Below are 16,652 nucleotides of genomic sequence, written 5' to 3' on the forward strand. Positions count from 1 at the left end.
ACGGTTGAGCTTCATCGCAGAATCATGACCCTTAGAGATGAGGAAACCTATGAATACACGAAGAATCGACCATGTGGCTTTAACCGTGCCGGATGTGGAAGAGGCTTCCGCCTTTTTTGAAAAAGCTTTCGGTGCCAGGGTGATTTTTGACGGACAGCATCCGTCGGATCCTCCGGTACAGGGAAAAGAAGCGGAGGTAGTCTTCGGCATGCCCCGGGGAAGTTCTCTGGTCTGGCGGAGGGTTCTGGCTTTCCCCGGCGATACGCATATAGAGCTGTTTCAGTTTGTCACTCCGCATCAGCAGAGGGCGGCCCATACCTATGATTACGGGCTGGTTCACTTTGCCGTGCTTGTTCAGGATCTGGGAAAAGCAGCCTTGGATTTTCAAAAGGCAGGCGGAAAGCTGTACTGTACGGAGGACTGGAAGCGGGCGGCCGCTTCAGGCATGGCGCCGAAGCAGGGATGGATGTATGGCGAAACTCCCTGGGGAACGGTTATTGAAATGGTTACCTTTGAAGAAATATAAAATCATAAAAAAGGCCATGAGGGCACAGCTCTCATGGCCTTTTGGCATGGAAAAATCAGGAAATGCCGGTTTTCTTCATCTGATCAAAAAGGGTGGAAAAACGGCGGGTTTCGCTGGACAGGCAGGCCAGGTAGTAGTCCGTATGGCTTTCCGCATCAGCCAGGGGAATATTGATGCGTCCGGGAATCGTGCTGCCCCGGCGGATGAAGTAGCTGGAATTGAAGCAGGGATAGCCGGAGTGGGAAGCCAGCTCCATAAAGGAGCTGTCCTGCACCAGAAGCAGATAGTTGGCTTTGGGCGCCCTTTCCTTGACTACATTCATCCAGAAACCGATACGGGATAAAAGAAGAACGGAAAGTCCATTCAGGTCGGACAGGTGGATTTCCGGATAGAAGGCCAGAGGAGAAGAAGGAGGCACGGAGAGATACAGCGTTTCACTGCCGCATTTCCGGCAGAAAAAGCGGTCATCCGTCAAAGGATAGTGGAGTACAGCCAGCTGGTAGGTGCCGTCCAGAAGACGGGCAGGGAAATCGTCATCTTCTTTCATGTCGGCAGAAATGGTCATGCCTTCGAAAAGGTTGTTGATGAGCGGGGTCATTACCATCTGGGGCACCGGAGCACAGTAACCGATGGATATGGTGCGGAGGCTCCGGTCATAGGCCTTCAGCCGGAGCACCAGCTCCCGGTCCTCTTCTACAATCTGCCGGGCCAGGTTCACCGCCATACGGCCTGTGGCATTGAGGGAAATGTGGTTTTTGCTTCGCTTGAAAAGAGAAAGGGAAAGCTCTGCCTCCAGCCGTTTCATGGACCGGGTCAGGGCAGGCTGGGAGGTATGCAGTTTCTCTGCAGCTTCGGAAAGGGTGCCGCAGTCTGCAAAAGCGGTGAGCTGTTCCCAGAGAGAGATTTCTATCATGGAGGACTCCTTTCGGAAAGCGGTGATTCCACGCAGGCGGGAGAGGATGAAGACAGCAGGCTGCTCCGGAGAGCGGAAGCGCTCTATGGAAGGAAACCTGCAGGACATTCGATTCTGTAAAATATCAACGCTTTCTCAGTATACACTTCTGATATAGCGAACTGCGCTATTGGCATTGTACATCAGAAAAGCCTTCCTGTAAAATAGGTATTGTCAGATGAAGAAACAAGTGATTACATACAGAGGAGAAATATGATGGAATACACAACACTTGCCAATGGAGTCAAGGTGCCGCTTCTGGGACTGGGCACATTTATGATTACTCCGGAAGATACGGAAAAATCAGTATATGCTGCAATTAAAGCAGGGTATCGCCTCATTGATACGGCCAATGCCTACATGAATGAAGAAGCAGCAGGCAGAGGTATCAGGAAAGCCCTGGACGAAGGGCTGGTAACCAGAGAAGAGCTTTTCATTTCTACCAAGCTCTGGCCTACAGTCTATGAATCCGGCTATGCGGTAGATGATACACTGAAACGGCTGGGACTTACCTATGTGGATCTGCTTTTCATTCACCAGCCGGCAGGAAATTTTGTGGATGGCTACAAGACCATAGAGAAAGCCTATAAAGAAGGCAAGGCCCGCTCCCTGGGCATTTCCAATTTCCACGGAGAAAAGCTGGAAAAGCTTTTGCAGGAAAGTGAAATCAAGCCCCATGTGATCCAGCTGGAAACCCATCCCTATTTCATTAACCATGAAGTCATGAACCGTCTGGCTGCCTACGGCACCCGTCTCATGGGCTGGTATCCTCTGGGCCATGGTGACAGCAGTCTGCTTCATGAACCGATTTTCACAAAACTGGCGGATCGATATCATAAGAGCGAAGTGCAGATCATTCTGTGCTGGGCTGTCCAGAAGGGATTCATCACCATTCCCGGTACCAAAAATCCCGACCATATCCGTGCCAATATGGATATCTTCGATTTCCGCATGACGGAAGAAGAAATGAAGGAAATCGGAAAACTGGACGGCACAAAAAAATACTATACAGCTACGGAAGAGCTGGAAGAAAAATACGCTTCCATGCACCTTCCTTTTGAAAGATAAGGAGGATATGATGGACTATATTACATTAAACAATGGCGTGAAAATGCCGATTCTGGGCTACGGCGTCTACCAGACACCGCCGGAAGATACGGAAAGAGCCGTCAGTGATGCTCTTTCCCTGGGATACCGTCTCATTGATACGGCCGCTTCCTACGGCAATGAAGAAGGCGTAGGCAGGGCCATCAGGGAAAGCGGAATCAAAAGAGAAGATATTTTCCTCACTACCAAATTGTGGGTCCAGGACCACGGCTATGACAATACACTGAAGGCCTTCGACCTTTCCTGCAAAAAACTGGGCGTAGACTACCTGGATCTTTACCTCATCCATAAACCTTACGGCGATTATCACGGCTCCTGGCGGGCTATGGAACGGCTGTACCGGGAAGGACGCATCCGGGCCATCGGGGTCACCAGTTTCTGGAACGAGCGTCTGGGAGATCTCATCGCATCCCATGAAATCAAGCCGGCGGTGAATCAGGTGGAAACCAATGTATGGAACCAGAAATGGCCGGAAGCCGATTTCATGAAGGAACAGGGAATCCAGATGGAGGCCTGGGCTCCTTTTGCAGAAGGAAACGGACATATCTTTACCCAGCCCCTTCTTGTGAAACTGGCGCAGCGATATGGAAAGACTACGGGCCAGATCATGCTCCGCTGGCTTATCCAGCGCCATATTGCTGTCATTCCGAAAAGCGTTCATAAGGAAAGAATGAGAGAAAATATGGATGTCTTTGATTTCCGGCTTACCGATGAAGATATGGAGGCTATCCGCAGCCTGGATACAGGAAAGAGTACCATTTATGATGAAATGGATCCCCATGTGGCCATGGCGATTGCCCGTATTAAAATTCATGAATAAATTCCGCCTCTGAAAAAGGGCACTCGGACAGGGTGTCCTTTTTCTTCGTTTCCCAGCGAGGATGTATATGCTTTCCTGTCTGACTCCCTGTCTGTTTCCGGCACTTGGTACCGGACTGATTCCGGGCAGCTTGATTTGTCCCTGTACTTTTCGGAAACGGATCTGCCGGATCAGTGGAATTCTCCTGTATGGAGCTTTTCCTGCAGGAATCATCCGGATGCTGTGATCTGCAGTATCTTTGCTGGAAAGCGGAAAGGTATGGAGTCATCGGATAAGGTATTTCAAGAGGCACTCCTATGTGGGAGTGCCTTTTTTACGCTTTTTTCCGGAAAAAGGACTACAATAGAAAGAGAATATATGGAAAAGAAGGGATACTATGTTTGGATTGACACCATGGAAAGAAGTCATTACCGGACAATTTCTTTTAAGTGCCGGTGCTTTGTTTTATACATTCTGGTGGCTCATTGCTTTCAAACCCGATTCCTCCAGAAGCGGTGGTCCTCTGAGCGCCCTGTGCTTTCTTCTTCTTGCGCTCTTTGGCCTGGGAGGCACGGTGCTTTCCGCCCATGGGGTGCACGGACTTTCACTGCCGCCATCCTGGCCGTCCTGGGGAATGATTTTCCTCCTGGCAGGGGTGGCTTACTTTATCCTGCTGGCGGGATCCATTAAAATCTTTGGCAGGCAGCCTACTACCGAACTTCTTCTCATTGTCTGCTGGGCCCTTTTGGAAATTCTGGTGCTCGGCGTCCTGCATGAAGCAGGGGCACTGGAAGGCATGGCTTATGGCATCAGCTGGGCTGCCGTAGCAGCAGCATCGGTTATTGCCTTTGCCGCCTATATGATGTATTACCGCATGGATGACCACACCGCCTATATTACCGGTGCCATTCCGCTCCTCATTGACGGAGCGGTGAGCCTTCTCATCGCCTTCTGCGGGAAATGAAGGACGTAAGAATTATTCGCTCGGGTCCAGGCAGAGCGGGAAAGAAACGGGGAATGACCGCTGCTCTGTCCTGCAGCAGGACCGCATGAATCAGAAATTGGCAGTGGAATGGAAAAGAGGCAGTGAAAGATGAAATATTTTTCACTGCCTCTTTTTATAGGGAAAATAGGATTTCAGTCTGCTTTTTTTAGAGCAGCATCAATCTGTGCCGTACTTATGTGGTATCGAATCCATTCCTTCTCCTCCTCGGCGCCGATGGATTTATAGAAACTGCGGCTTGCCTGATTCCAGGCGAGGCAGTTCCAGCTGGCTTCATAGCAGCCCTGCTTCTCTGCAAGTGCAAGGTAATGCATTAAAAGCTTCCTGCCACAGCCCCGGCCCCGCATTTCCGGGCGTACGATGAGATCCTCCAGATAAAGGCCGGTCCTGCCACGGAAGGTTGAGTAGGTTTCATAGTATGTCGCCATCCCGATGACCTGGCCGTCTTTTTCTTCCAGCAGGGCGGTGAGCACCTGCCGGCGGAAAAACCAGTCGTTGATGATTTCCTCCGTTATGGCAAGCTGTTTCTCAAGATGTTCATAGGAGGCAAGTACGTGGAGCATTTCAAGAATTTGTGGCAGATCCTTCTTTTCTGCTGTACGAAATGAGAGCCCGTCAGTATCTTTCATTTTAATCCTTTCTTTTCCGGTATGCAGCAGGGGTATATCCGGTGGCATTCTTGAAAAAGCGGTTGAAGGTGGTGACACTTCCAAAACCTGCCTCTGCGGCAATATCAATGATTTTTTTATCTGTCTTTTTTAAAAGTCGTTTAGCCTCTTTGAGTCTCAGTCCGTCCCTGTAAGCTTTGGGAGTCATTCCGTAGGCAGCCTTGAAAATGGTGGTTATCCTCCGTGCAGACAGCCCCATTTCCTGTATATGATCATTCCATTTTTGCTGCTCGGAATACAGACTGTCGATATGGTTCTTTATTTCTTTGGCAAGCTCTTCCATGGGGTGATATATCAGTAAATCACTGCGGCATCTTTTGCAGGGTCGGTATCCTGCAGCCATGGCTTCCTGCCCGGTCATAAAAAATTCAACATTTTCTCTCCTGGGCTTTTTTGACGGACAGGAAGGACGGCAGAATATACCTGTTGATTTGACTCCATAGAAAAACAGTCCGTCATAACTGGCGTCATTTCTGACGACCGCGTCATACATTTCCTGTTCTGTCAGTGAATTCATAAGAGAGCACCTTCCAGTTTCAGCAGACCGTACTTCCTGTCCAGCCCTCCGGCGTAGCCGGTAAGTTGGCCTTTGCTTCCAACAACCCGGTGGCATGGAATAATGATGCTTATATGGTTATGTCCGACGGCACCGCCTACTGCCTGCGGGGACATGGATTTCTTTCCGTATTTTTCCGCAATTTTTGCAGCAAGCTGTCCATAGGTTGTTGTTTTGCCATAGGGGATTTGCAGCAGTTCTTTCCATACCATGATCTGGAAGCCTGTCCCTGCCATGTGAAGGGGAGGAGTAAAATCCGGTTCTTTTCCTGAGAAATAAATGTCCAGCCACTGTTTAGCTGATTTTATGGCATCCGTTTCCTTTTCCTCATGCTCTTCAGCAAGACCCTGCCCATCATATTTCTGCCCCTGAAACCACAGCCCGACTAATCCGATTTCATCGGAAGCCAGCCGTATGAGCCCCATAGGGGAATGATATACTGATGTAAACTGCGTCATTTCTGTCTCCTTTTCCTGCTTTTAGGGTCGGTCAGCCCCGGTATGGCCCCGCCTGCTGCGGCCCAGAGATATAAACTGGCAACACTGCCGTAGGGACTGTATCTTTTCCGATACTTTTCAAAGCGGTCACGGCTGATTTCCCGATGCCTGTATATCATCCGCATGCCGCGGATGATGGCAAGATCACTGAAACTTAAGATATTTTGCCGCTGCATGCCAAACAGCATAATCATTTCTGCTGTCCAGAGACCGATTCCATCGAGCAGAACAAGCTGTCTGATGACCTCATCATCCGGCAGTGTCATGATCTGCTCCAGATTGAAGCTTCCATTATCCACTTTCCCGGCAAACCGGCAGATATAAGACGCTTTTCGGAATGTGGTCCCGTAAGATTGAATTCTTTTCTCACCGGCTCTTAAAACAGCCTGCGGCGTGACGGCGCCCAGATCAGCCTGCATGCGGGTCCATATGGTTTCCTGTGCTTTTGTAGAAATCTGCTGGCCGATCATTTGATGGATGACCGATGTAAACAGGCTGTCGTCGACAGGCCTGTTTATATGACCGATCTGATCTATGCAGGCGGCCAGTTTCTTATCTTTGGATTTCAGATACTGCACGGCATGATCGTCATAGATAAAATAGGAACTCATTTCATCTGTCTCCTTCCTGTTTTCATCATATTATAGCAGGGGCCAGAGGAAAATTCTTATCATTTCAGGAAATGTAATTTCTGAAATATCTGTATTTTTCCGGCGGTGACATCATGCTGCCCTGTAGCGGAAGATGAACCGGACCGGGGAGCGGTAAGAAAAAGAGGCAGTGAAAGGTGAAATAATTTCACTGCCTCTTTTCAGTGGAAGCATTTTCTGCTGCTGAGCACATTGGCTTTTCTGTTACTGTAAGAGGTCCGTCATGCGGAGCTTTTCACCGTATCCTGTACGGCGGGAAGAATTGATTATAAGTAAAAGAATCATCTGATGGAAGTACTTTTTCAGACGATTTATCCTTTGTGCTTCACAGGAAGCAGACAGGATCAGGATAAGGGGATAAAATGAAAGTACAGCCTACAGGGTTTCTGAGGTGCAGAGTGCTTCCAGTGCTGAAAGATTGGTGATTGTCAGCTTTCCCCGGCTGGTGGATAGAATGCCCTGCCGTCGAAGCGCCGATAATTCCCGGGTGATCTGCACTCGGCTCATACCAAGGATGTCTGCCATATTTTCCTGGGTCATGGCAATGGTCAGCCCGGAACCGGCAGGCTGGCTGCTGGTCAGCAGGTATAGAAGATTGCAGAGTTTGACCCGGGATGGATTGAAGTCCTGGTGAATGATTTCAAAGAGAAAGCGGTTTACATATTTGGAGTACCAGCGAACCACGCTTTCAGCAAGTGCTGTATTGGTTTCAAACATTTTTTTGAATTGAGGAATGGTAAATTCCAGAACGGTCACGTCTGAAAGAGCAGCGGTGGTCAGGGACAGCTCAATGTGAAAATCGTCAGTATGATATCCCGGCAGGATGGTTCCGGGACCGTGAAAACTGATGATTTTACGCCGCCCGCTTTCATGATCTGAAAAATGGACGGACATTCCGGATATATAATACTGGATCCGGTCATAGGGCTGTCCCGGTTTCCAGAGGTACTCCCCTTTCCGGAAGGTCTTTCGGATATGGGGCTGGGACAGAAAGTAGCTGTAAAAGCTGCTGAAATCATGGGCAAAGTAATAACGGGGCATCAGCATGGCAGCGGTCACTCTCCTGAAGAACAACAGCAAACAAAGGCAGATGAAGGCATCCTGCGGCAGCTTCTTCTGAACAGCAGATGCTGCAGGCAGGAAATCCGTTTTTCAGCAGAAAAAGGAGGAAAAATGTTTCATAGAGTAAAAGTTACGGTATTGGATAAAAAACTTTATCCGGAACTGCAGAGACAGTACTGCAAAGTTCCTGACAGCGGGAAATGTCCCTGCTTTAATGTGGGAGATGAATTTATTTTTTACAGGAATGATGAACGGGATGATTTCTGGCACTGCGGTGCAGGAACGCTGGTCAAGGCAGGAAAGCCTGATGAGGGCTGCCTTCAGTCACCGGGAACAGCCCATTCCGGCGCAAAGGGAGTTCCTTTCTGCTCGGAAGCCTGGGATGCGATTTCCCGTTACATTTACACCGGACTGCAGGGCGGCTCCATTATGCATGGATGGATGAAGGAAGACAATACCATGATTGCCTGCTGCTCTGATGGAACCAGACCGGTCATTTTTAAAATCGAACGATTGGATGACGAAGAAGAGAAATAAAAAATCACAAGGCCCCGGCAGTTTCTGCCCGGGGCCTTGTGTCTCTATGATTTTTCAGACTCCAGCTTTTCCAGCACCGCCCGGCAGCCCTTGTCAATATCTTTATAGGTCTTTTCATAATCGCCTGTGAACCAGGGATCTGCCACATCCCGTTTCTCTCCGGCCCAATAGAGCAGACGGGAGATTTTCCTGTCCGGATCTCCATGGGTGAGGCGGAGCAGATCATGAATGTTTTCTTCGTCCATGGCAATGATATAATCTGCTTTTTCATAGGCTGCCTCTGTAATGAGAGAGGCCTTTCGCTTTGTATAGGGGATGTGATGGGCGGAGAGGGTTTTTCTGGCGGGAGGATACATATCCTGGCCTATTTCTTCCGTAGTGGCGGCCATAGAGGAAATTTCAAATTCGTCTTGAAGCCCTCTTTGACGCACCAGCTCCTTCATCATCATTTCTGCCATGGGAGAACGGCAGATATTGCCATGGCAAATAAACAATATCCGAATCAAGATGACAAAACTCCTCTCCAGACCATAATTCTTTATGGGTTGAAATTTTCTCTGTTATTATAGCAGAAAAGAAGAGTTATGGTCAGTCAAAAAGCACCTGGCATTTCTGTCAGGTGCTTTTTTAATTTCATTTTATATGGTCGCCTTTTGCATCGAAAGCTCTCTCTTACTTTCCCTCGTATTCCGCAAAATTCCCGACGATTTTCCCTGCCTTGAAGGAATGGACTTCATACTCGGCCATCCCGTCAGCATAATACACATCTTCCTGGAAGATTTTTCCACGGCTCCCCGGGTTTCGGCGCCGCAGATCATGATGCCGGCCATTTCCCTGTCCGTGTACGGCCCTACCGGCAGGAAATCCCCCTGCTCAAAATGCCAGGTGAACCAGGCCACATGCTGCCGGAACAGTTCTTCCTCCCTGTCTGCTGGGATTTTTTCTGCTTTTAAAGTTTCATTGATGATAAACATGTTCCCTTACTCCTTTACTGATTCCTGCCCACTTCATAGGCTTCCTGAAAGAATCCGGCAGCAATGGTTTTCGAGCAGTCAATGACGCTGCCGCCATAGACGAACAGGATATTTGCAGGATACAAAGGTGAATTCACACAACATCTCCCAAAAATGTAGATAAACCCCAGCTGCCAATGACAGCTGGGGCTCCTCTTCCGCATTATCTTCCTATTTTTCATTCAGTTGGTTGTCCGACCGTGGGTGCAGCCGGTTTCCAGTGTTTCCCAATCCTTCCAGTCCATACATGGTAAACCGCAGGAGCTGGAGCTGCAATCCATACCATTCATCGTTCTTGCACCAGCCAATTTTCTTATTAACGGCCATAGAGCCATTGATGATGCTCCAAAAAATATTTTCCGACGTATAAGCGGAAACGCCCTGCTTTTCCGCCATATAGGCAATGAAATGCCCTTTTTCCATCATAAAGATCTTCTTCATCATGAGTGTCACAATGGTATCGTCCTGCACAAGGGGATGGTATTTGGGAATATCAATAAGACGGTAACAGGGCGGCAGACGGTTATTATAGGCCTTGAAAACCGCAAGGTCATTCTGCCGGACCACATCCCACAAATCCTCAAAAGTTTCATGACAGGTCCGGTCCGTAATGGAATCGAGGAAGACAAGAGCGTCGTCCATGATGTCGTCGACCAAATCATAGATATCCTGATAATAGGCATAAAAGGTCGCCCTCGCAATGCCCGCCGTTTCGCAGAGCGTAGTAATCCGGATCTTCGGGAAGGGCTTCTTTTTCAGCATGGACAGAAATGTATTTTTGATATGGTTGCGCATCCCCTTTGGGCGCACGGGAAGTATGGTTTCGCTCATATTCGTTCCTCCTTGGTTTCATTATAGCATCAACCTTGTAAAACATCAGACATTACTATACATAAATTAAAATCTGTCAGTTTACAAGACGTATTCATGTATATTAAAATTTAAATATAACAGTTCCAAGTTTTAATAAGGAGGCAATTCCTATGAGTGAACTTTTCAAAAACTTTAACGGAGAAGCTCCGAAAATTGACCCGAAAGATGCGGTCCTGCTCCTCATTGACCATCAGAGTGGACTTTTCCAGTGCATCAACGATATGGATTTCAAACGGGTCCGTGACCATGCCATTGCCCTTGCGGAAGCAGCCACACTCGCCGGCATTCCTGTCATTACAACGGCATCCGTACCCCAGGGGCCCAATGGTCCGCTCATTCCGGAAATCCATAAAGCAGCGCCCCATGCAGTCTATGTTCCCCGCCGCGGTGAAATCAACTCCTGGGACTGCCCTGCCTTTGTAGAAGCAGTCAAGAAGACGGGCCGCAAGACCCTCATCATTGCCGGCACGGTTACGAGCGTTTGCCTTGCTTTCCCGGCTATCAGCGCTGTTCGCGATGGCTACAAGGTCTTCGCCCTGCCGGATGCTTCCGGTACCTATTCCAAGATGGCTGAGGAAATTTCCCTGGCCCGTATGATCCAGGCCGGTGTTATTCCTATGGATACGTCTTCTGCCATTGCCGAAATCCAGTTTACCTGGCATCGTGACGACTGGGAGAAATGGGCCAACATCTGGGCCCGCGTCTTCACAAACTACGGCCTGCTCCTGGAAAGCTACGCCAAAGCGGTCGAAGTAACAAAGACGGGCGAACCGATGGACAGCCTGCGCGAAGACTAAGCTTTTTCTATCGTCACTCGGAGTTTCATTCTCAGAACAGAAAAGGTCCTTCCTCCATAATGGGAGAAGGACCTTTTTTATTTTACCCGGAGCAACCACCGCTTCCCTGCCTGCCAAAAAGCATCCATACATCCAGCCAATTCCCAACAGGTCCCATAAGAGGCCTGCTGCAAGGTCTTTGCGCCCCGGCCAGAGAGCAGCCAGCCCGAACAGAGCCCCCAGGAAGAAGCCCAGGAAAATGCCGCCCAAAACATCGGTCTTGATGTTTCTTTTTCTTGGTGGGGCAGCTTCTCTGGCCATTTTGGAAATCTGGGTCCCTTTGGATTTGAAGTACCTCATATTGACTCCCCCCCGGTCCCATAGGTAGTCTCGACGGAGTCCAGATTGATATCCCCGTCTGTTCTTTCCAGATCATTTCTACTTTCCGTACATCATCGGACCCGCATTGGGGACACAAATATCTATCATCCATGGATTTCCCTTCTTCCTGCCAGTTCCTGGAGTTGAATCTCTCCACCAGACTTTCCCCTTCTTCCGTCACATACATACTTATCCCTATGCAGGCCATACCGATGGGCGCATAGTATTTAGACATCCATCCATCGCTATACCCTGCATAGAAGTAGAAGAATGGAATCAGCTGAAGCAGTCTGAGGATGGACCGGAGGGAATTGAGGATGAAGCCATCCCAGAACTTTAAAAGCCTCCACACAAAAGTGAAGAACACATTCTTTCCAAAGTCACTTTCTTACGGCAGCCATTTGGCCTTGATGATGTCTCCAGTTTCAGACCGAATGACCATCGGCTTGATGCTGACGATTTTTCCAATTATATTTTCTAGACCCTCTATGCTCACGGTTCTATTCCCCCTCATTTCAAATGTTTTCTATCCAACTTTTCCTGGCAAGCCATAATTCCTGATACCCATAATGTATATTGTCTAAAATGGATACAGGCAAATATATTTAAATACAGTATACCCCCCAAACACAGCGGATTACACCATAACCCGGCTGTCAATGGCAGTCAAATGGACCATTCGTACTACTTTCTTTTTTGGAAAGTTTAATTTTTTTCTATTGTACCCAAAAGGGCTCTCTGTCTCCATCTCTTACCATGAAGCAGAGAGTCCTTTTTTATTGTGTATATCTTTTACCAAAAGCTTTTACATCTTGGGTCATATCCCCGTTTTTTTCCTGTTCCGGTTCCCGGTCCGGTCATGTATCCATACCGAACTATGCCTTTGTTAGTTTTTAGTTCCATTCCATAGTTTTCATCAATGTCGACTTTGGCACCAGTACATCATTAAAACAGCTTGATAGCCGCTGCACCTGCTATCATAATCAGTACGCCCAATATCTTCATTGCATTGATCGGTTTTTTATCAGTCCCAAAGAGGCCGAAATGATCCACCAGCAGTCCGCCTGCTGTAGAACCAACCAGCAGAACGATAACAGTCATTCCTGTGCCGATTTGTCCGGAAAGTATGACATTCGCCAGGATATACAGACCGCCTAAGACACCGCCAAACCAGATCCACCACGGGTATTTTTCATTGTTCTGCCGGAGAGCCCTGGCGCTGCGGTCTTTTTGAAACATGACGGCACACACGATTATCAGAACGATAATGCCAATGACAAAAGAAATGACAGAGGCTTTAATAGGGGATGCAAGGACTTTTCCCAGATATCCGTTGATGGCTGTCTGTGTAGCACTAAACATACCGAAGAGGACTCCGAAAATTCTCCATAGCCAAAGGTGAGCCCCTCTGCTCCCGGCTTTTTCCGGATGTCCGGATGCAGCTTCCTGAAGTGCTGCGGGAGAAGTGCCTTGCTTCCTGTTTTTCTTGGCCATCGAAACAATCAGGACGCCTGCCACTACAAGCAGGGCACCTGCCACACGCAGAGGGGTCAGTTTTGACTGTATCGCACAGAATAAGCCTAAACTGTCGACGATTAATCCCATCAGGATCTGCCCGAGAACGGGAAGAATTACAGTTTGTATGCTGCCGATTTTGGTAAGCAGCAGGATATTTCCTGTCAGGAAAATGACACCGCAAAGTCCACCTGCCCAAATCCAGCCAGGTTCCTGCAGGAGCTGTTCAAAAGGAATGTGAACTCCCTGTCCTGTCGCCAGAAGAAGACATATCAGAAATACCAGAGCAACGACGAAAGACACCAGTGAAGCATTGTAGGGGGATCCGACTTTCTTCTTTAATTCAGTATTGATGCTGGTTTGAATCGGTAAGCCGATTCCTGCCAGTATCCCGATTATGATTGACATGGCTGCCGCATCCTTTCTTTGAATGATCTTGGCTTCGTTCTAGTATAGAGCACAATGTTTCATAATTCAAATGCGAATGGGCTTGCACCGGGAGCGTAGATAAAAAGAAAGGGCGGCAGCAAAATGGCGAAAAGTTCATTTAGCTGCCGCTGAAATCATGTTTAAAATCTATGTACGGTACATTATCTTCAAGTGCGCTGTCTATGGCATGGATGCAGAACCGTTCATTATGGTGAAGGGTCAGGTTTTTGAAATACGTGGTACTAAAGATGGATTTAAAAATTTTTATATTCATCTTCCGTGCCTGTTAACTCCGCCCAGCGGGCGGCAAGCAGTTTGGCATAATCTACATAAAAGAGTCCATAACATCCCAGTGAATACCCGTCATTAACTTCAACCGGCAGGGTTCTTCCATCATCAGTGAGTCCAAAATCCAGGGAACATCCCGCCGGCATTTCTGTGTAATCGTGCACGGCTTTTTTTATGATGTCCGGATTTGGCATCCGTTCCCAGGTTCCGCGGTATCGCCTCATATCGAGGATTTTTCCATAACGGATAAAACAACGCCATTCTGTTTCAAAATGTACCGGCTCAGAGCACCAGACAGGAATATCATGTGCCCAGTTCCCACATCCGATCAAATCTTTGGGGGAGCGGACAAGTACACCGGTGACTTCCTTATCAGCCATGGACTTTACAAATACGGGCCATTGTTCCGGATGGCTGTTGATTGTATTCATGGTAGATTTCCAGATTTTTCTGCCCAGATAAGGCTTCAGCTGCGTCGGATAATTTGTATCCGGAACAGGAAATCCCATATCTTTCAAATGCGTCTGAACCGTACCAACATATCCAACCAGAATGTCTGATGGTTCTTTAATCTGCCGCATTTCTGCGGGAGTGTGAAAAAACCTTATCTCTGCACCAAGCTCTTCAAAACCGCACATAGCCCAAAAGAAATCTCTGTCAGCCGGAAGGTGATTGCTGCGCGCCTGTATCCATACCTTCATTCTATTCTCCTTATTCATGCCAAACACAGAGTATTTTCTGCGTTTTAAATCAGATGCCTTTTTTCCAGTGTAGGGGAGGAAAGAGGAAAAAGTAAGAAGCAAGAAGAAAAAGAGTCTGTTTCAGGATCCTATCCGTGCAGATAAAGATTTCTGTGTTCTATTTCGCACAGGGAAGTAATCCTGTTTTTGGGAAAAGTGGAATTTTCTATTTGGCTGCTTTCAGGAAAATTTTCCTGCCGGATCTTTTACAGGAAAAGGCTCACTGTCTTATGACAGTGAGCCTTTGTATTCATTCGATGATGAATCCACGTTTCCAGGAAAATCGCACCTTCCGTACAGAAAGCCGTCTGAAGCTCCCGCAGCTCTTAAATCCTTATTTTGCCGGGCACGTACATCCCGGAGAGCGGTTCGGAAATGGTTCCTATTTTTCATTGACCAGTTTACCGGTCATGTGTTCAATGGTAATGGCGGTCAGCTGGACGTGATTGATAATAGGGCTGTTTATTTCCTTTTCTGCTTCAGACGGATCGGGGTAGTATTTGGCAACCATCTTTCTGAGCTGATCGACCACCACTTTCTGATCTGTCACCGGTTCAGCCCTGCCGAATACGACGACGCTTGTTACGTTCCATTCCCAGTGGCCTTCCTTTTTGAAGCCCTGGTTCCAAACCGTGAGGCAGACTCTGTTATCCCGTCTCATGGCATCTGCCTTATGGCCTTCTTTAGATCCATGAAAATAAATTTTCCCATCTTCTTCATCATAGTAGAAGTTGATAGGAACGGTATAAGGATATCCGTCATCACCTATGACGGAAAAGGCGGCTCTTTTCCCTTCTTTCAGAATTTTTTTGCATTCTTCATCCGAAACCTGCTGCCGGAATCGTCTCATTTTACGGAACATATATATACCTCCCTTATTCCTGCATTCATTCATTTTATTATAGCAGAAAAAAAGGCCCCTTTCTTTTTATCATATATAGTTCCTGTACAGTGCGCAGATGAACGGCTATGACCGGCGCTTCAGCCTGGGAGTCGGAGCATTCACTGATATGAAAGTTTTTTCTGCTTTTCAGTCTTGCTGACGAAGAAATGATATGGTATGATCCATTTAGTTGAATGTTCAACTAAATGAGGGGGCGATACTTTGAAACTGCAAAGTCCTTTATTGAGAGAACTGGGAACTCTCTGCCGCAGCATACAGTCTCTCATGGAAACCCGTTTCCGCCGGTATCAGCTGCAGAGAGGCCAGTTTATTTTTTTGACACGTATTTGCGAGAATCCCGGAATCCGTCAGACGGATTTGACTCGTTTATGCCGTGTTGATAAGGGGACCACAGCCAAGGCGGTGCGCAAATTATCGGAAGCCGGATATATCCGGCGGCAGCATGACAGGGAAGACAAACGGGCATGGAATGTATTTCCTACAGAGGCGGGAAATGTCCTGTATGGAGATATGCTGGCGGAAGAAAATCGCGAGCTTTCCATATGCCTCCAGGGGCTGAGTGTTGAAGAGCAGGCTGTGTTTTTAGAAATTTTACGGAAAATCAATCAGAATGTGGAAGCTGACTGGATTTCAAATTGTCAATAAATTGTATAAGGGGTCATATTATGGAAATGGTAAAAGCAGTAAAAACAGACTTGCCTCGAATTGGAGAAATTATTGCACAGGCGAAGCTGTTTATGAAAGAACAGGGAATTGACCAATGGCAGGATGGCTATCCTGAGTGCAGTGACCTGGAACGCGATGTTGGCAGCGGTATCGGTTATGTCTGTAAGGAAGACGGTAAGATAATGGCGTACACAGCCGTTGATTTCCGTGGAGAACCGGCCTATCGCTCGTTACGGGGAAAATGGCTGAATGGGGCTCCCTATGCCGTGATTCACCGAATGGCTGTGGACGACAGGGGGAAAGGGAAAGGAATGGCACAGACCTTATTCCGTATGGTGGAAACGATGGCTTTGAATAGAGGCATTGAAAATGTACGGGTAGATACGGATGAAAGTAATCATATCATGCGCCATATTATTGAAAAAGCAGGCTATACCTATTGCGGCCATATTACCTTTGCGAACAGCGATAAGATTGCTTTTCAGAAATATCTGGGCAGATGACTGTCTTTCGAGGTTGACGTCAGCATAAAGAGGGAGGCTGCCAGACGGCTGTATCTGATACTTTGGCAGATTTCATAAAACTGACGAGATAGGAGTCTTTTGGCAGGGATGTACAATACTCCCATCACCCCGCCATATATGTCCTTTCTGCTTTCATATTCCTATACGGTGACCATACCCGGATTCCGATTCGCATATTTCATAGGG

General features: G+C 47.8%; 21 protein-coding genes. 8 read left to right on the top strand and 13 right to left on the bottom strand.

The genetic code is table 11. The annotated features are described in order from the left end of the window. Nucleotides 1-49 precede the first annotated feature (49 nt). On the top strand, nucleotides 50-526 hold the full coding sequence (locus tag ACI4N7_RS07525; protein WP_439732738.1) for a VOC family protein: 477 nt from the start codon (nucleotides 50-52) through the stop codon (nucleotides 524-526). A gap of 55 nt (nucleotides 527-581) precedes the next feature. Here ACI4N7_RS07525 and ACI4N7_RS07530 read toward each other — a convergent pair whose 3' ends face one another. Beyond that, complete coding sequence (locus ACI4N7_RS07530; RefSeq protein ID WP_439732739.1) at nucleotides 582-1,439, bottom strand: LysR family transcriptional regulator; 858 nt, start codon at nucleotides 1,437-1,439, stop codon at nucleotides 582-584. A gap of 255 nt (nucleotides 1,440-1,694) precedes the next feature. Between ACI4N7_RS07530 and ACI4N7_RS07535 the strand changes: the two genes are divergently transcribed. From ACI4N7_RS07535 to ACI4N7_RS07545, 3 genes are all read left to right on the top strand, one after another. Then, nucleotides 1,695-2,546 carry an aldo/keto reductase gene (locus tag ACI4N7_RS07535; protein WP_439732740.1) on the top strand — a complete coding sequence of 284 codons (852 nt, stop codon included), beginning with the start codon at nucleotides 1,695-1,697 and terminating at the stop codon, nucleotides 2,544-2,546. Then, nucleotides 2,536-3,405, top strand: coding sequence for an aldo/keto reductase (locus ACI4N7_RS07540; protein ID WP_439732741.1), 870 nt, complete (start codon nucleotides 2,536-2,538; stop codon nucleotides 3,403-3,405). Before ACI4N7_RS07535 ends, ACI4N7_RS07540 begins: the two co-directional genes overlap by 11 nt. A 376-nt stretch (nucleotides 3,406-3,781) precedes the next feature. Beyond that, entirely contained in the window at nucleotides 3,782-4,348 is a 567-nt protein-coding gene (locus ACI4N7_RS07545) for a hypothetical protein (protein ID WP_439732742.1), read from the top strand. A 173-nt stretch (nucleotides 4,349-4,521) separates the two neighbouring features. Here ACI4N7_RS07545 and ACI4N7_RS07550 read toward each other — a convergent pair whose 3' ends face one another. The 5 genes from ACI4N7_RS07550 to ACI4N7_RS07570 form a co-directional block, all read right to left on the bottom strand. Then, nucleotides 4,522-5,016 (bottom strand): GNAT family N-acetyltransferase, encoded by a 495-nt coding sequence (locus ACI4N7_RS07550; protein ID WP_439732743.1) that lies wholly within the window; start codon nucleotides 5,014-5,016, stop codon nucleotides 4,522-4,524. Between the two features lies 1 nt (nucleotide 5,017). Further along, on the bottom strand, nucleotides 5,018-5,572 hold the full coding sequence (locus ACI4N7_RS07555; RefSeq protein ID WP_439732744.1) for a bifunctional transcriptional activator/DNA repair enzyme AdaA: 555 nt from the start codon (nucleotides 5,570-5,572) through the stop codon (nucleotides 5,018-5,020). Then, nucleotides 5,569-6,069, bottom strand: coding sequence for a methylated-DNA--[protein]-cysteine S-methyltransferase (locus ACI4N7_RS07560; protein WP_439732745.1), 501 nt, complete (start codon nucleotides 6,067-6,069; stop codon nucleotides 5,569-5,571). Before ACI4N7_RS07560 ends, ACI4N7_RS07555 begins: the two co-directional genes overlap by 4 nt. Beyond that, entirely contained in the window at nucleotides 6,066-6,719 is a 654-nt protein-coding gene (locus ACI4N7_RS07565; protein WP_439732746.1) for a DNA-3-methyladenine glycosylase family protein, read from the bottom strand. Before ACI4N7_RS07565 ends, ACI4N7_RS07560 begins: the two co-directional genes overlap by 4 nt. Nucleotides 6,720-7,133: 414 nt before the next feature. Further along, nucleotides 7,134-7,832, bottom strand: a complete 699-nt coding sequence (locus tag ACI4N7_RS07570) for a Crp/Fnr family transcriptional regulator (RefSeq protein ID WP_439732747.1) — start codon at nucleotides 7,830-7,832, stop codon at nucleotides 7,134-7,136. Nucleotides 7,833-7,931: 99 nt separating this feature from the next. Here ACI4N7_RS07570 and ACI4N7_RS07575 point away from each other — a divergent pair, with 99 nt between their 5' ends. Beyond that, entirely contained in the window at nucleotides 7,932-8,357 is a 426-nt protein-coding gene (locus tag ACI4N7_RS07575) for a TIGR04076 family protein (protein ID WP_439732748.1), read from the top strand. Between the two features lie 44 nt (nucleotides 8,358-8,401). Here ACI4N7_RS07575 and ACI4N7_RS07580 read toward each other — a convergent pair whose 3' ends face one another. The 4 genes from ACI4N7_RS07580 to ACI4N7_RS07595 form a co-directional block, all read right to left on the bottom strand. Further along, complete coding sequence (locus ACI4N7_RS07580) at nucleotides 8,402-8,863, bottom strand: low molecular weight protein-tyrosine-phosphatase (protein ID WP_439732749.1); 462 nt, start codon at nucleotides 8,861-8,863, stop codon at nucleotides 8,402-8,404. Nucleotides 8,864-8,995: 132 nt separating this feature from the next. After that, a complete protein-coding gene (locus tag ACI4N7_RS07585; RefSeq protein ID WP_439732750.1) occupies nucleotides 8,996-9,331 on the bottom strand; it encodes a YciI family protein in 336 nt (111 codons plus the stop codon). Between the two features lie 14 nt (nucleotides 9,332-9,345). Further along, nucleotides 9,346-9,468, bottom strand: a complete 123-nt coding sequence (locus ACI4N7_RS07590; RefSeq protein ID WP_439732751.1) for a hypothetical protein — start codon at nucleotides 9,466-9,468, stop codon at nucleotides 9,346-9,348. Nucleotides 9,469-9,541: 73 nt separating this feature from the next. After that, nucleotides 9,542-10,201: a TetR/AcrR family transcriptional regulator gene (locus tag ACI4N7_RS07595; RefSeq protein ID WP_439732752.1), complete on the bottom strand. Its 660-nt coding sequence runs from the start codon at nucleotides 10,199-10,201 to the stop codon at nucleotides 9,542-9,544. A 152-nt stretch (nucleotides 10,202-10,353) separates the two neighbouring features. Between ACI4N7_RS07595 and ACI4N7_RS07600 the strand changes: the two genes are divergently transcribed. Then, complete coding sequence (locus ACI4N7_RS07600) at nucleotides 10,354-11,040, top strand: hydrolase (protein WP_439732753.1); 687 nt, start codon at nucleotides 10,354-10,356, stop codon at nucleotides 11,038-11,040. A 1,305-nt stretch (nucleotides 11,041-12,345) separates the two neighbouring features. Here the strand turns inward: ACI4N7_RS07600 and ACI4N7_RS07605 are convergent. From ACI4N7_RS07605 to ACI4N7_RS07615, 3 genes are all read right to left on the bottom strand, one after another. Next, nucleotides 12,346-13,323, bottom strand: a complete 978-nt coding sequence (locus ACI4N7_RS07605) for a DMT family transporter (protein ID WP_439732754.1) — start codon at nucleotides 13,321-13,323, stop codon at nucleotides 12,346-12,348. A gap of 275 nt (nucleotides 13,324-13,598) precedes the next feature. Further along, a complete protein-coding gene (locus ACI4N7_RS07610; protein WP_439732755.1) occupies nucleotides 13,599-14,435 on the bottom strand; it encodes an ATP-grasp domain-containing protein in 837 nt (278 codons plus the stop codon). Nucleotides 14,436-14,754: 319 nt separating this feature from the next. Then, nucleotides 14,755-15,234 carry a pyridoxamine 5'-phosphate oxidase family protein gene (locus ACI4N7_RS07615; RefSeq protein WP_439732756.1) on the bottom strand — a complete coding sequence of 160 codons (480 nt, stop codon included), beginning with the start codon at nucleotides 15,232-15,234 and terminating at the stop codon, nucleotides 14,755-14,757. A gap of 243 nt (nucleotides 15,235-15,477) precedes the next feature. Here ACI4N7_RS07615 and ACI4N7_RS07620 point away from each other — a divergent pair, with 243 nt between their 5' ends. After that, nucleotides 15,478-15,921 (top strand): MarR family winged helix-turn-helix transcriptional regulator, encoded by a 444-nt coding sequence (locus tag ACI4N7_RS07620; protein WP_439732757.1) that lies wholly within the window; start codon nucleotides 15,478-15,480, stop codon nucleotides 15,919-15,921. Nucleotides 15,922-15,941: 20 nt separating this feature from the next. Beyond that, a complete protein-coding gene (locus ACI4N7_RS07625) occupies nucleotides 15,942-16,445 on the top strand; it encodes a GNAT family N-acetyltransferase (protein WP_439732758.1) in 504 nt (167 codons plus the stop codon). The last annotated feature ends 207 nt before the right edge of the window (nucleotides 16,446-16,652 follow it).

Origin of the sequence: Dialister sp. (assembly GCF_051885895.1) — a bacterium.
Lineage (GTDB): Bacteria > Bacillota > Negativicutes > Veillonellales > Dialisteraceae > Dialister.

Excerpts from the sequence above, each read along its gene's own strand:
- ACI4N7_RS07535 (WP_439732740.1), top strand. The coding sequence starts at position 1,695 with ATGGAATACACAACACTTGCCAATGGAGTCAAGGTGCCGCTTCTGGGA.
- ACI4N7_RS07615 (WP_439732756.1), bottom strand. The coding sequence starts at position 15,234 with ATGTTCCGTAAAATGAGACGATTCCGGCAGCAGGTTTCGGATGAAGAA.
- ACI4N7_RS07585 (WP_439732750.1), bottom strand. The coding sequence starts at position 9,331 with ATGTTTATCATCAATGAAACTTTAAAAGCAGAAAAAATCCCAGCAGAC.
- ACI4N7_RS07550 (WP_439732743.1), bottom strand. The coding sequence starts at position 5,016 with ATGAAAGATACTGACGGGCTCTCATTTCGTACAGCAGAAAAGAAGGAT.
- ACI4N7_RS07600 (WP_439732753.1), top strand. The coding sequence starts at position 10,354 with ATGAGTGAACTTTTCAAAAACTTTAACGGAGAAGCTCCGAAAATTGAC.
- ACI4N7_RS07625 (WP_439732758.1), top strand. The coding sequence starts at position 15,942 with ATGGAAATGGTAAAAGCAGTAAAAACAGACTTGCCTCGAATTGGAGAA.
- ACI4N7_RS07595 (WP_439732752.1), bottom strand. The coding sequence starts at position 10,201 with ATGAGCGAAACCATACTTCCCGTGCGCCCAAAGGGGATGCGCAACCAT.
- ACI4N7_RS07575 (WP_439732748.1), top strand. The coding sequence starts at position 7,932 with ATGTTTCATAGAGTAAAAGTTACGGTATTGGATAAAAAACTTTATCCG.
- ACI4N7_RS07565 (WP_439732746.1), bottom strand. The coding sequence starts at position 6,719 with ATGAGTTCCTATTTTATCTATGACGATCATGCCGTGCAGTATCTGAAA.
- ACI4N7_RS07555 (WP_439732744.1), bottom strand. The coding sequence starts at position 5,572 with ATGAATTCACTGACAGAACAGGAAATGTATGACGCGGTCGTCAGAAAT.
- ACI4N7_RS07605 (WP_439732754.1), bottom strand. The coding sequence starts at position 13,323 with ATGTCAATCATAATCGGGATACTGGCAGGAATCGGCTTACCGATTCAA.
- ACI4N7_RS07530 (WP_439732739.1), bottom strand. The coding sequence starts at position 1,439 with ATGATAGAAATCTCTCTCTGGGAACAGCTCACCGCTTTTGCAGACTGC.
- ACI4N7_RS07560 (WP_439732745.1), bottom strand. The coding sequence starts at position 6,069 with ATGACGCAGTTTACATCAGTATATCATTCCCCTATGGGGCTCATACGG.
- ACI4N7_RS07545 (WP_439732742.1), top strand. The coding sequence starts at position 3,782 with ATGTTTGGATTGACACCATGGAAAGAAGTCATTACCGGACAATTTCTT.
- ACI4N7_RS07525 (WP_439732738.1), top strand. The coding sequence starts at position 50 with ATGAATACACGAAGAATCGACCATGTGGCTTTAACCGTGCCGGATGTG.